The 13,263-nt window shown below is 71.4% G+C and carries 10 protein-coding genes; 4 read left to right on the top strand and 6 right to left on the bottom strand.

Translation table 11 applies throughout. The features are described 5' to 3' along the window. Positions 1–159: 159 nt before the first annotated feature. The gene (locus EDD29_RS02995; protein ID WP_246052474.1) at positions 160–3,297 is read right to left on the bottom strand and encodes an ATP-dependent helicase; all 3,138 of its coding nucleotides are present in this window, start codon (positions 3,295–3,297) and stop codon (positions 160–162) included. 195 nt (positions 3,298–3,492) lie between these two features. Next, complete coding sequence (locus tag EDD29_RS02990) at positions 3,493–5,151, bottom strand: serine/threonine-protein kinase (RefSeq protein WP_170201275.1); 1,659 nt, start codon at positions 5,149–5,151, stop codon at positions 3,493–3,495. 252 nt (positions 5,152–5,403) lie between these two features. Between EDD29_RS02990 and EDD29_RS02985 the strand changes: the two genes are divergently transcribed. Further along, positions 5,404–6,330 (top strand): ROK family protein, encoded by a 927-nt coding sequence (locus EDD29_RS02985; RefSeq protein ID WP_123662055.1) that lies wholly within the window; start codon positions 5,404–5,406, stop codon positions 6,328–6,330. Positions 6,331–6,405: 75 nt separating this feature from the next. Further along, complete coding sequence (moeZ, locus tag EDD29_RS02980; RefSeq protein ID WP_123662054.1) at positions 6,406–7,587, top strand: adenylyltransferase/sulfurtransferase MoeZ; 1,182 nt, start codon at positions 6,406–6,408, stop codon at positions 7,585–7,587. A gap of 96 nt (positions 7,588–7,683) precedes the next feature. On the opposite strand, the gene EDD29_RS02975 is transcribed toward moeZ, so the two are convergent. Together EDD29_RS02975 and EDD29_RS02970 are read right to left on the bottom strand one after the other, a co-directional pair. After that, on the bottom strand, positions 7,684–7,995 hold the full coding sequence (locus EDD29_RS02975; RefSeq protein ID WP_123662053.1) for a winged helix-turn-helix domain-containing protein: 312 nt from the start codon (positions 7,993–7,995) through the stop codon (positions 7,684–7,686). Further along, entirely contained in the window at positions 7,992–8,453 is a 462-nt protein-coding gene (locus tag EDD29_RS02970; RefSeq protein WP_123662052.1) for a hypothetical protein, read from the bottom strand. Before EDD29_RS02970 ends, EDD29_RS02975 begins: the two co-directional genes overlap by 4 nt. A gap of 156 nt (positions 8,454–8,609) precedes the next feature. Here EDD29_RS02970 and EDD29_RS02965 point away from each other — a divergent pair, with 156 nt between their 5' ends. Both EDD29_RS02965 and EDD29_RS02960 read left to right on the top strand, forming a co-directional pair. After that, positions 8,610–8,954, top strand: a complete 345-nt coding sequence (locus EDD29_RS02965) for an MGMT family protein (protein WP_123662051.1) — start codon at positions 8,610–8,612, stop codon at positions 8,952–8,954. A 39-nt stretch (positions 8,955–8,993) separates the two neighbouring features. Continuing rightward, positions 8,994–10,055, top strand: a complete 1,062-nt coding sequence (locus tag EDD29_RS02960; RefSeq protein WP_123662050.1) for a serine hydrolase — start codon at positions 8,994–8,996, stop codon at positions 10,053–10,055. On the opposite strand, the gene EDD29_RS02955 is transcribed toward EDD29_RS02960, so the two are convergent. Both EDD29_RS02955 and ku read right to left on the bottom strand, forming a co-directional pair. Continuing rightward, positions 9,977–12,154, bottom strand: coding sequence for an MMPL family transporter (locus EDD29_RS02955; RefSeq protein ID WP_246052473.1), 2,178 nt, complete (start codon positions 12,152–12,154; stop codon positions 9,977–9,979). The genes EDD29_RS02960 and EDD29_RS02955 overlap by 79 nt on opposite strands. A 177-nt stretch (positions 12,155–12,331) precedes the next feature. After that, a complete protein-coding gene (gene ku / locus EDD29_RS02945) occupies positions 12,332–13,231 on the bottom strand; it encodes a non-homologous end joining protein Ku (RefSeq protein WP_123662048.1) in 900 nt (299 codons plus the stop codon). Between the last annotated feature and the right edge of the window lie 32 nt (positions 13,232–13,263).

The following is a 13,263-nucleotide window of genomic DNA, read 5'->3' as shown; positions in this document are numbered from 1 at the left end:
CTCTCCGCTCGCGCCGGTCACCCGACCGGCAGTCCCGATTCAACACCCCCGCGACGACAGCCGCAGAAAGTTATCCACAGGCTTCGAGCCGCGACTTGACCGCGAGTCAACACGAGGGGTCCGACAAAATCGCGCGCCCTTCGGGCACTTCCCAGCGCGCTAGGAGCCGACCTCGCCACCGTTCTCGTGGACCGGGCAGCAGGACTGGACGGGGCACGTCCGGCACTTCTCGTTGACCGTCGCCTGGAACACCGGCGAGGACATCCCCTCGGCCACGATCTCCACGAGCTTCTTCGGCCACGCGGGATCGGGATCGTCGGCGGGCGGCGGCTGGGACTGCTCCCTGGCCTTGCGGGTGAAGGCCGCCTTGCCCACCTGGACGAGCTTGGCCCCGCCGGGCTCCAGCAGCCCGTGCCGGGCGAACGCGCCGAGCATCACCGCGTACTGGTAGACCCCGAGCTGGGGATTGCGGGCGAGCTGGTCGGACGGCACGGGCTGTCCGCCGGTCTTGATGTCGATGATGACGCCGCGGCCGTGCACGTCCCGCTCGGCCCGGTCGATCCGCCCCCGGATGACGACCCGGCCCAGGTCGACCTTGAACGACTCCTCCAGCGCGACGATCTCGTTGGGGTTGTCCCGATGCCACGCCATGAACTTGTCGACCATCTCGGCGGCCTGCGCGCGCTGCTTCTCGCCGTACCAGGCGCTGCGGAAGTCCAGGTCCGACCAGATCTCGTCGAGCCGCTGCGCGAGGTGCCGCTCGGTCACCTCCGGGACCGAGCCCGCCAGCTCGGCGACGGCGTGGATGACCTTGCCCATCGTGCTGTACTCGCCGGGGCTGCCTTCCTGCGCGCCCACCGCCGAGGTGAGCAGCCAGCGCAGGCCGCAGGTGGTGAACGTCTCGACCTGCGACGGGGAGACGGCGATCTGCTCACCGGCCGGGAAGGCGGGGCCGGGGTCCGACAGGGGTGTGATGGCGTACCAGCCGTCCGGGCCCGCGCCGCGTACCTGCGCGCGTGCCAGCCGGGCGAGGTGCGCGGCCGCGGCACGGCGCAAGGCGAGCGGCCTGCCCGGATCGGCGACGGACGAGCGGAGGTCGGCGACGAGGGCGGGCAGGGAAAGCCAGCGGGTCTTCTCCTCCGGCCGTACCTCCTGCGCGCCTCCGGGCACCAGCTCGTTGAGGAACCTGGACGGCCGGTCCTCGGTGTCCTCGCCTCCGACGGCCGTCACGATGAGGCGCTTTCGCGCGCGCGTGACGGCCACGTAGAACAGCCGCCGCTCCTCGGCCATCATCTTGGCGGCCAGGGTCGCGCCGGACACCGGGTCGAGGAGGTCGGGGCCCTCGATCAGTTCCTCGACGCCCAGGAGCGAGCCCCGCAGCCGCAGGTCGGGCCACAGCCCTTCCTGGACCCCGGCGACGGCGACCACGTCCCATTCCAGGCCCTTGGCCCGGTGCGCGGTGAGGATCTTGACGGTCTCGCCGTCGGGGGCCCGGTCGGCGAGGGTGTCCCCGGCGATCTCCTGGTCGGCGAGGTCCTCCACGAAGACCAGCGGGCCGCCCTTGGGAAGCCGGTCGACGAACCGGGCGGCCCGGTCGAACAGGGCGACCACCGCGTCGAGGTCCCGGTCGGCCGCGGCGCCGCGCGCGCCGCCGCGCTGGCTCTCGGCGAGCCAGCGCTCGCCGAGGCCCGACTGCTCCCACACCGCCCACAGCACGTCCTCGGCGGTGCCGCCGGTCTCCCGCGCGGTCCTGATCAGCGCCGCGACCCGTTCGGCGGGGGCTCGGACCTTCTCGTTCACGAAGATCAGCTCACGGGCGTCGTCCAGCGCGGCGACGAGCGTCTCGCCGCCGCCCCGGGTGCCGTGGGCGAGTTCCTCGAGGTCGCGCAACGCGCGCCGCAGCCTCCGCATGCCGAGCGCGTCGGCGCCGCCGAGGGGGCCGGTGAGCAGTTCCTCGGCGATCCGCTCGGTGAGGTTGCCGGGCCGCAGCGCCGCCCTGAGCACCATGAGCAGGGGCCGCACCGCGGGCTCGTTGTAGAGCGGGACGTCCTCGGCCGACGCGCTGACCGGCACGCCCGACTGGACCAGGGCCCGGCGCAGGCCCGCCACCTGGTGGGCGCCGCGGACGAGCACCGCGCACCGGGACCACGGGACGCCCTCCAGCAGGTGCGCGTGGCGCAGCTCGTCGGCGACGACGGCGGCCTCCTGGCTCGCACCGTCGGCGACGACGACCCGTACCTCACCGGGATGGGCGCCCTCGGTTTCCGCCTCACCTTCGGGCGCCTCCTCGCCGGGCGCCAGTGCGCGGTGCTCGGCGGGACCGGGAAGGCGGCGCGCGACGCGGCGGCTGGCCTCCAGCAGGCGCTCGGGCATCCTTCGCGAAACGGTCAGCGGGAGAACGGGTGCGGGCGAGCCGTCATGGCGGGTGAAGCGGTCGGGGAAGTCGAGGATGCCGCGGACGTCGGCGCCGCGGAAGGCGTAGATGGACTGGTCGGGGTCTCCGACGGCGACCAGGTCGCGGCCCCCTCCGGCGAGTCCTTGGAGCAGCGCCTCCTGCGCCGGATCCGCGTCCTGGTACTCGTCGACGAAGACGGCGTCATAGGCGGCCCGCTCCCTTCGGCGGACGTCCTCGTCATGCGTGAGCAGGCCCGCCGCCTCGCGGATGATCTCGGCGTAGTCGTAGGACTGGACGGGGTCGAGCGCGAACCGCTGGTCGTAGCGGACCATGAACCGGGCCACCGCGGTCCAGTCGTCGCGGCCGTTCTCGATGCCCAGCTCGTACAGTCGGCGGGGGTCGATGCCGCGTTCCTGGGCACGGGAGACGAAGTCCCGCAGTTCCTCGGCGAACCCCCGGGTCTCCAAGGCGGGCAGCAGCCTTTCCGGCCAGCCCTTCGCGCCGTCGTCGACCTCTCCCTCCAGCATCCGCCGCACCTCGAGGAGCTGCTCCGGGCCGGTGAGCAGGCGCGGCGGCTCGAGATCGTCCAGGACCGCCTGACGCCGCAGCAGCGCCCACGCGTAGGAGTGGAAGGTCAAGGCCAGAGGCGAGCGGGTGGTCGCGCCGAGCCTGCCGGTGATCCGTTGCCGCAGCTCCTCGGCGGCACGACGGCTGAACGTCAGGACGAGGACCCGCTCCGGGTCTGTGCCGCGCCGCTCGATCCGGTCGACGACCGCCTCCACGATCGTGGTGGTCTTGCCCGTGCCGGGCCCCGCGAGCACCAGCAGCGGCCCGCCCGAGTGGGCGACGACCGCGCGCTGGGCGGCGTCGAGAGCGGGCGCCTCCGTCCGTGCCGGGCCCACGCCGGGACCACCGCGACGCACGAGCCGGTAGGGAGAGGAGACCACCCTGGAAACTCAAGCAGAAGATCCAGCCTCGTTGGGCCAATGTGCACCGACGCGCCAGGTTTCATCTCGGAAAAACCCCAGTGGCTCCCCGTCCGGAAGGGCGGCCCGCGACGGATGTGACGACCCGCGTCACACCCGTCGCCTGACGGCTCAGCGGTAGTACGGCGTTGGGGAGGGGGCGCTGAGGGAGGTCCACAGGGCTTCGGCGCGGGCGGTGAGCGGGTGCGCCGGGCCGAGGACCTTGTGGCAGTCGGTCTTGAGGGCCGTGGCGATCGCGTGGGCGCGCGGGAACTGGCCGACCGCCTGGTTGGCCAGGCCCAGCAAGAGCCGGGTCTCGAGGGTGTCGGGGTGCTCGTTGCCGAGCAGCCTGCCGCGGGCCGTCGCGGTGTCGAACGCGACGCCGAGCGCCTCCGGGTGGCGGCCGAGCGCGTGCAGGGACCAGCCCTCGGTGTTGCGCGCCTCCTGCGTCTCGGCGTTCTCGGGCCCGAAGATGCGGCTGCGGTCGCGGGCGACGCCCTGCGCGATCGGCAGCGATTCCAGCGGCCGGCCGACCGTGTAGAGGATCTTCGCGACGAGCAGCCAGCTGCGCAGGGTCCGCGGGTGCTCCCCGCCGAAGACGCGGGCGCGCGCCTGGGCGACGGTCCGCGCGACGGCCTCGGCCTCCTGGCCGCGCCCGCCCAGGTAGAGCGCGGACGCGAGGATGTTCCGGCTGCTCAGGGTGTCGGGGTGCTCGGGTCCCAGCAGCTGCGCGCGCCCGTTGGACGCCTGTTCCGCCGCGGTGATCGCGTCGGCGAACCTGCCCTCGTGGCAGTAGCGCGCGGCCCGGCTGTGCAGCTGGTCGTACTCGGCGGCGGGCGTGGGCGGCGGCGTGTGCGCGGAGACCGGCGGGAACGAGGGCGCGGACGGGAGCGACGGCGCCGAGTGCGCGGGGGGAGCCGACACGGGGTGGTGCGCGGCCGGGCCGGCGGCGGGCGGACCTGCCGGAAGGGCGCCGAGCGCCTTCAGGCGCCGGACGATCTCGGCGGCGTCGGCGGGCCGCTCGGCGGGCTCCTTCGCGAGCATGTCCAGAACGAGCCTGTCGACCTCCGGCGGCACCGCGGGGTTGTGGTGCCGCGGCCCCTTCGGCTGGTACCGCAGGTGCCCCTGGACGAGTTCCTCGAGGCCCTCGTCGATCGGGAACGGCGGCTTGCCGCAGAACAGCTCGTGGAACATGCCGCCGAGCAGGTAGACGTCGGTGCGCGCGTCGATCTCGCGGCCGAGGAACTGCTCGGGCGCCATGTAGACGGGGGTGCCGAGGACGCCGCTGCCGGTCAGCCCGGTCGCCGACGACAGGTGCTTGGCGATGCCGAAGTCGCAGAGCTTCGCCCGGCCGCCCTCCACGATCATGACGTTCGCGGGCTTGAGGTCGCGGTGGATCACCCCGCGGGCGTGGGCCGCGCCGAGCGCGTCGGTGATCTGAATCGCCAGGTCCACCGCCTGGTCGAGCGGGAGCCCGCCCGGCCGCGCCTCCAGCAGCTTGTGCAGGTCCCTGCCGTTCAGCAGCTCCATGACCAGGTAGAGCACGTTGTCGTCCACGTCGATGTCGTGGACGACGGTGATGCCCGGATGCTGGAGGGTCGCGGCGAGCCGCGCCTCGCGCAGGAACCTGGCGACGCCCACCGTGTCCTGCTCCGGCGCCTGCGGCAGCACCTTGACCGCGACCTCGCGCTCCAACCGGGTGTCCAAGGCCTTGAAGACCTGGCCCATCCCGCCCTTGCCGATCTGCTCGCCCAGCCGGTACCGGCCGCCGAGAACCACCCCGTCCGTCAACGCACTCTCCTCCCCGAGGGCCCAGAACGCATGATCGCACCAACCAGGCGCCACATGGGCTGCCATCGTGAAACATCCGACTTGGCTGCCCCGCACCGTTTCGACGCCGAATCTTCCCTCCGGGATCGCTCCCTCGTCCGGTGGGTTCCGGGGTCGCCGAAACCGCTCGACGGCTCCGATTACCCGCGGTCATCGGGGACAGGGCATGATGCGGCCGGGGGGTTCGCCCCACAGTAGAGGGGAGAGTCCTGCATGCCGGAGTCGCGTGAGTCGTGCGTGGTCGCGCTTGACGTGGGCGGCACTCGGATGAAAGCCGGGCTCGTCGGAACCGACGCGCGGGTGATCACCGAGCGGCTGTACGACACCGGCCGCGAGGACGGCCCCGCCGCGGTGACCGAACGCCTGGTCGGCGCGGTCCGCGATCTGTCCGCCCAGGCCGATGCGCGGGACCTGCGGCCCTCGGGGGCCGGTGTGGTGATCCCCGGCATCATCGACGAGGCCGATGGGGTGGTCCGCTCCTCGGCCAACATCGGCTGGACCGACTTCCCGCTGCGCGACCACCTCACCGCGCACACCGACCTGCCCGTCGCCATCGGACACGACGTGCGCGCGGGCGGGCTCGCCGAATCGGTGCTCGGCGCGGGCAAGGGCGAGCCCGACCTGCTGTTCCTCGCCCTCGGCACCGGCATCGCCGGCGCGATGATCCTCGAAGGGCGCCCGTTCAGCGGCAACGGGTACGGCGGAGAGATAGGCCACATGCTCATCGAGCAGGGCGGCCACCGGTGCGGCTGCGGATCGCGGGGATGCCTGGAGACCGTCGCCTCCGCCTCGGCCGTCGGCCGCCGCTACTCCGAGCGGGCCGGCCGCACCGCCGCGGCGCACGATGTCGCCGCCCTCGTGGAGGCGGGCGACCCGACCGCGCTCGGCGTCTGGAACGACGCCGTGGAGGCCCTGGCCACCGCGATCCTCGCCTATATGACGATCTGCGCCCCGGCGCGCGTGGTCATCGGCGGCGGCCTCGCCCAGAGCGGCGAGACCCTGCTGGCGCCGCTGCGCGATCTGGTGACGGCCAGGACGACCTACCACCGGCCCGTCGAGATCGTGCGCGCCTCCCTCGGCGACCGGGCCGGACTGCTCGGCGCGGCCCTGATCGGCGGGGCCGCCGCGCCCCACCGGTAGATTGGGAATGTCCCGGACCATGACTCGGTTATGGCTGGACGAACAGCGCGCCCCATCCCGGCATTGGAGTGAAACGTGTCCCTGCCACCGCTGGTCGAGCCTGCGGCCGACCTGACCCGTGACGAGGTGAACCGCTATTCGCGGCACCTCATCATCCCCGATGTGGGGATGACCGGGCAGAAGCGCCTGAAGAACGCCAAGGTGCTGGTCGTCGGCGCCGGCGGCCTCGGTTCGCCCGCGCTCATGTACCTCGCGGCCGCCGGTGTCGGCACGCTGGGCATCATCGACTTCGACATCGTCGACGAGTCGAACCTCCAGCGGCAGATCATCCACCGGCAGGCCACGCTCGGCCTGCCGAAGGCCGAGTCCGCCGCGGCGACCGTGCGCGAGATCAACCCGCTGATCGAGATCGTGGTCCACAACACCGCGCTCGACCGCGACAACGTGCTGGAGATCTTCGCCCAGTACGACCTGATCGTCGACGGCACCGACAACTTCGCGACCCGCTACATGGTCAACGACGCGGCGGTCCTGCTCGGCAAGCCCTATGTGTGGGGCTCCATCTACCGCTTCGACGGCCAGGCCAGCGTTTTCTGGGCCGAGCACGGCCCGTGCTACCGCTGCCTCTACCCCGAGCCCCCGCCCCCCGGCATGGTGCCCTCCTGCGCCGAGGGCGGTGTCCTCGGTGTGCTGTGCGCCTCGATCGGCTCCATCCAGGTCAACGAGGCCATCAAGCTGCTCGCGGGCATCGGCGAGCCGTTGGTCGGCCGGCTGATGATCTACGACGCACTGGAGATGACCTACCGCTCGGTCAAGGTGCGCAAGGACCCCGAGTGCCCGCTGTGCGGTGAGAACGCCACGATCACCGAACTGCTGGAGGACTACGAGGCCTTCTGCGGCGCGGTCTCGGTCGAGGCCGCCGACGCGGCCCAGGACTCGACGATCACCGTGCAGGAGCTCAAGGCCTGGCAGGACGCGGACGAGAAGATCTTCCTGATCGACGTCCGCGAGCCGAACGAGTACGAGATCGTCAGCATCCCGGGTGCGACGCTGATCCCCAAGGGCGAGTTCCTCAACGGGAACGCGCTGGAGAAGCTGCCGCAGGACCGCAAGATCGTGCTGCACTGCAAGTCGGGTGTGCGCTCGGCCGAGGCCCTCGCCGTGGTGAAGCAGGCCGGCTTCGCCGACGCCGTGCACGTCGGCGGCGGTGTGCTGGCCTGGGTGCGCCAGATCGACCCGAGCCTGCCGTCCTACTGACGGCCCCGGGCGCGGTGACCGCCGCGCCGGTGCGGCACAGTGGCCGATGCAGGTGAAAGAGCCCCGCGGGTGTTCCCGCGGGGCTCTTCTCGCTCTTCAGGGCACGCCGTCCTGGCCCGAGGCGATCGGCCGGCCGACGATCCGCTGCAGCTCGGCCACATAGGCGCGGAACTCCGCGCGCCCCTCGGGGGTGAGGGAGAGCCAGGTGCGCGGGCGCTTGCCGACGTGGCCCTTGCGGATGGCGACGTATCCCGCGTTCTCCAGGGCCGCCGCCTGCTTGGACAGCACCGAGTCGCTGACCTCGACGGAATCGCGGACGAAGGAGAACTCCGCCTCCTGCGCCGCCGCGAGCAGCGACATGATCTGCAACCTGACGGGTGCGTGGATCACCGGGTCGAGCGGGCTCATGAGATCACCTTCCCCTTGCTCAGCCGGATGACGATCCCTTCGGCGGGCCGGGTGGTGAGCAGCAGGTACACCACGGCGACCCCGCCCGAGGCGAGCTTGCGGACCGGCTCGGCGAGGTCGTCGACCACCAGGTAGTGCATGCCGAGCGCGAGGGCCACCGCGCCGAAGAGCCAGCCGACGTAGACGGCCGACGCGCGTGGCGTCCAGGTCTCCTTGGTCCAGCGCACCCGAGCCCACCGGTTGAGCAGCAGGTAGATGAGCGCGCCCATCCCCGCGATGCCGCCGAGGCCGAGCACGAAGAACCGCCAGCCGAACTCGTCGTCGAGGCCGATCTGGGAGACGGTCATCCACGCCGCGCAGCCCGCCGGGTACCAGACCGGCAGTTGCTGTCGGCTGTAGGCGCTCTGCTGTGTGTGCCCGACCTGGGCCAGGGCCTCCTCGGGCGACAGTTCACTCATCACACGTACCTCCTGGGGGGACGGCGCCCGCGGCGCCGACCTGCTCGGCACATCCACTTTCCACTCTGGAAACTACATTCCACTTTCCACATCGTCAAGTACTTTCCTCGAGTGTGCGGAGACGCCGCGCCCGGCCTCCCGTGGCAGGATCGGACCATGCCGGAGCACAACGAAGACGAGACGGCGGGCGGAGCCGCGACCGCCTACGCCGACCTCGTCCTCGACCTGGTGGACCGCATCCCATCGGGACATGTCATGACCTACGGCGACGTCGCCGAGTACCTCGGCGCCGGCGGCCCGAGGCAGGTCGGCCGGGTGATGGCCACCTCGGGCGGCGCGGTGCCGTGGTGGCGGGTGATCCGCGCGGACGGCCGGATGCTGCCCGGACACGAGCGGCGCGCCCTCACCGAGTACGCTCGCGAAGGCACTCCGCTGCGCGGCGAAGACCGCGTCGACCTGCGCCGGGCCCGATGGCAGGGCCCGCTCCCCCGCAGGCGGTGAGCGGGTTCCCGGAACCGTCCCGGTGGTGAGAAGGCGAACATGATCAAAGCTCCCCGCGCGACCGCCGTGCTGCTGGCACTCGCGCTGGCCGCGAATTGCAGTCCCGCCGCGCCGGACCGCTCGCCTGCCACCGCGACGCCTTCCGCCACGCCCGCCCCCACCGCGACGACCCCCGCCCCTCCTCTCAAGCTCGACTCCAGCGCGCTGAACAAGGACTTCAAGGCCTACCTGGCGGACCGGGCCAGCGCCGCGGGGATCATGGCCGTCGACCGGGTCACCGGGCAGTCCTACGCGTTCCGGGCGGACGACGAGTTCGTGACGGCGAGCGTCGCCAAGCTCGACATCGCCATGACGCTCCTGCTCCGCCACCAGAAGGCGGACGACGCCCTGACGGACTACGAACGCGACGATTTGAAGATCATGATCCGCAACTCCGACAACGAGGCCGCCGACCGCTCGTTCGTCCGGGCCGGGAGCGCCACCGGCGTCAACGCGGCGGACCGGCGCTTCGGTCTGGAGGACACGACCGCGATCGACGCCTCGTGCCTGGACCTGCTGTGCTGGAGCCTCACCACGACCACCCCCGCCGACCGCGTCAGGCTCCTCGAGCACCTGTTCACCGGCCCGTTGGACGAGGAGAACCGGGGTTTCGTCCTGGCGCAGATGAACGCGGTTCAGGAGGACCAGCGCTGGGGCCTGGAGGCGGGCGCGCTCGACGGAGACGGGCTCTACGTCAAGAACGGATGGATGACCCATGCCCGGGACGGCGAGCGCTGGGCCGTCAACAGCGTGGGGCGGATCGAGGGGCACGGCCACGACCTGCTGATCGCGGTGATGACCAAGCACAACCCGTCGCACGGCTACGGCATCGAGACCGCCGAGCACCTGGTGGCGAAGGTGGCCGACGCGTTCCGCGCCACCACCCCCGACGTCCTCGCCGCGCCGGCGCCCTCGACACCGACGGCCACGGCCACGGCCACGGCGTCCGCGACTCCGGACGCCGCCACCGGACCCGTGACGGGTCAGACCGGCTCCAACTCCGGCTCCGGCTCCGGCACGGGAGCCGGCGTCTCCTCCTCGCGGATGCCGTACCTGCGGTAGATCCCGACGAGCGGCCCGGGCACCCACCAGTTGGCCGAGCCGAGCAGCCGCATCGTGGCCGGGACGAGCAGCGCCCGGACGACCGTCGCGTCGATCGCGATCGCGATGACCATGCCGACCCCGGTGAGCTTCATGAAGCTGATGCCCGAGGTGGCGAACGCGCCTACGACCACCACGAACAGCAGCGCCGCGGTGGTGATGATCGACCCGGTGCGCTGGAGGCCGGTGGCGACGGCGAGGGTGTTGTCCTCGGTCAGGTCGTACTGCTCCCGGATGCGCGACAGCAGGAACACCTCGTAGTCCATCGAGATGCCGAACAGCAGGGCCAGCATGAGGATGGGCATCGAGGGCGAGATGTCGCCCGTGACGGTGAAGTCCAGCAGCCCGGAGAAGTGCCCGTCCTGGAAGATCCAGACGATCGCGCCGAAGGTGGCGGTGAGGGACAGCAGGTTCATGAGGATCGCCTTGACGGGCAGGAGCACAGATCCGAAGGCGAGGAACAGGAGCACGAAGGTCGCCGTGCCGACGATCCCGGCGAGGAGCGGGAGCCGTGAGGCGAGGCTGGCCAATTGGTCGTCAAGGGTCGCCGAGACGCCGCCGACGTACGTCGTGCCAGGGCCGGGGACGCCTCTCACCCTCTCGACGATGTCGCGGGCCCCGTCGGAGTAAGGCTTCGCGGCGTACGTGAGCTGGATACGGGTGACGTCTCCGGACACCCCGGTGATCCGTCCTCCCGTCACGCCGGGCACCTGGGTGAGGGCGGCGAGGTAGGACCGCGCGGTCCCCTTGTCCGCGCCCCGGGCGACCACCTCGATCGGGTTGACCGTGTTGCCCGTGAAGTCGTGCTCGAGCGCCTCGGCGACGACCCTGCTCTCGGTCCCCTCGGGCAGGACCCTGGTGTCGACGCCTCCCCAGGCGATGCGCAGGAACGGCGAGCCGACGGCCAGCAGCAGCGCGACGATCGGCAGGGCGACGAGGACGGGGCGGCGCATGACCGCGTCGGCGAGCCGCCGCCATCGCTGTCCCGAGTCCTCGGCGGGCTCGCCGACTCGGCGCGTGCGCCGGCTGTCGACCCGCGGCCCGAGGACCGCCATGAGCGCGGGCAGGACGACGACCGCGGCGAGCATCGCGACGAGGACGGTGCCGATGCCGCCCATGCCCATGGAGCGCAGGAAGGACTGCTCGAAGACCAGGAGCCCGGCGAGGGACGTCGCGACGGTGACGCCCGAGACCAGGACGGTGCGCCCCGCGGTGTTCATCGTCCGGACCGTCGCGGTCTCCGTGTCGCCGTCGGCGCGGGCCAGTTCCTCGCGGAAGCGCCAGACCATGAAGAGCCCGTAGTCGATGGCGAGGCCGAGGCCGAGGAACGTGGTGATGGAGATGGAGAACGTCGAGACGTCGGTGAGGTGAGTGAGGGCGTGGAGGGCGGTGAAGGACCCGAGGATGGCGATGCCGCCGATCACGAGCGGAAGCGAAGCCGCGACGACGCCACCGAAGATGACGAGCAGGAGGACGAGCAGGATCGGCAGGGAGATCGCGTCGACCGCGCCGATGTCCCCTGAGATGCGCGTGTTGATCGCGTCTTCCACCGCGACGGGGCCGCCGAGTTCGACCGTCAGCCCTCCGGCGTCGCGGAGCAGGGGTTCTATGGCGGCGTACTGGTCGGTCCGTTCCTGCGGGGTCTCTCCCGACAGGGTGAGCACGGCGTAGGTGGACTTCTTGTCCTCGCTCACGAACTGCGGGAACCCCGTGCTCCAGTACGTGGCCACCGTGGCGACCTTGTCCTTGGGCAGTTCGTCCAGCGAGAGCGTCACGGCGGCCTCGGTGGCGACGTCCGCGGGCGCGCCCTCGTACAGCACGACGACGTCCGGCTCCCCCCGGCCGAACGTGTCCTCAAGCAGTGTCGCGGCCTTGTGGCTCTGACTGCTCGGTGTGTCGAACCCTCCCGCGGTGGTCAGTCCTCCGAACACGCCGGTGCCCCAGCCCCCGAAGAACAGGACCACGGCGAGGGAGAGCCAGAGGATGGGCTTGCGGCGCCGGTGGACGAACCGTCCCCAGGTCTCGAACATCCCGCTGATCCCGTCTGTTTCGCCATCCATCGCCGCCACGATCATGGAGATCACCGAGACCGCGCGACGCCTGCTGGTGCAGGAAGGTAGCGAAGACGTCACCCTCCGTGCCACCGAGCGGGAGATGGGCATGACGGCGAGGACGCTCTACCGCTGCTTCCCGGGCCTCGGAAGGTCGCCGAACACCGGCCCCCCGGACCCGCCGGCTCAGGCCGACTTGCGGCGAGGCGCCTTGCGCGCCGCGGGCTTCTTGGCCGTCGTCGTCTTCTTCGCGGCCGTCCTGGTACCCGTCTTGGCGGCCGTCCCGGTGGAAGCCTTCCCGGCGCCCTCCGCGCGGCTCTTCTTGGCCGCCTCCACGCTGGCCCGCAGGGCGGCGAGCAGATCCGTGGCGGCGGGCTCCTCCGCCGGCATCTCGGGCTGGACGACCTCGCGGCCCTCGGCCTTGGCGTCGATCACCGCCTGGAGCGCCTCCCGGTAGGCGTCCTTGTACTCCGCGGGGTCGAAGTCCGCCTGCATCGACTCGATCAGCGAGGACGCCATCTTCAGCTCCTGCGGGCGCACCTCGATGTCCTCCTCCCGGAAGGGGAAGTCGGCCTCGCGCACCTCGTCGGGCCACAGCATCGTCTCCAGGACGAACACGCCGTCCCGGACACGGAGCGTCGCCAGCGCCTCGCGTGAGCGCAGCGCGACCTTCACGACGGCCACCTGTCCCGACCCCTCCAGGGCGTCCCTCAGCAGGACGTACGGCTTGGCTCCCAGGCCGTCGGGCTCGAGGTAGTAGCTCTTGTTGAAGTAGATCGGGTCCACCTGCTCGACAGGGGTGAACTGGAGGACGTCGATGCGCCTCGACGTCGTCAAGGGGAGGTCTTTGAAGTCCTCGTCCGTGAGGACCACCATCTCGCCGGAAGGCAGCTCGAACCCTTTGGCGATGTCCGCATACGGCACTTCTTCGCCGTCGACCTGACAGACCCTTTTGTACTTGATGCGGCCTCCGTCCGTGCGGTGCACCTGATGGAAGGCGACGTCACGCTGCTCGGTGGCCGAGTACAGCTTCACCGGGATCGTGACCAATCCGAAGGAGATGGCACCCTTCCAGATACTCCGCATATCGGGCACCTACCCACAGTAAGGCGTTCGAT

The organism is Actinocorallia herbida (genome assembly GCF_003751225.1).
GTDB classification, from domain to species: domain Bacteria; phylum Actinomycetota; class Actinomycetes; order Streptosporangiales; family Streptosporangiaceae; genus Actinocorallia; species Actinocorallia herbida.
This window is presented reverse-complemented; position numbering and strand designations above follow the sequence as displayed.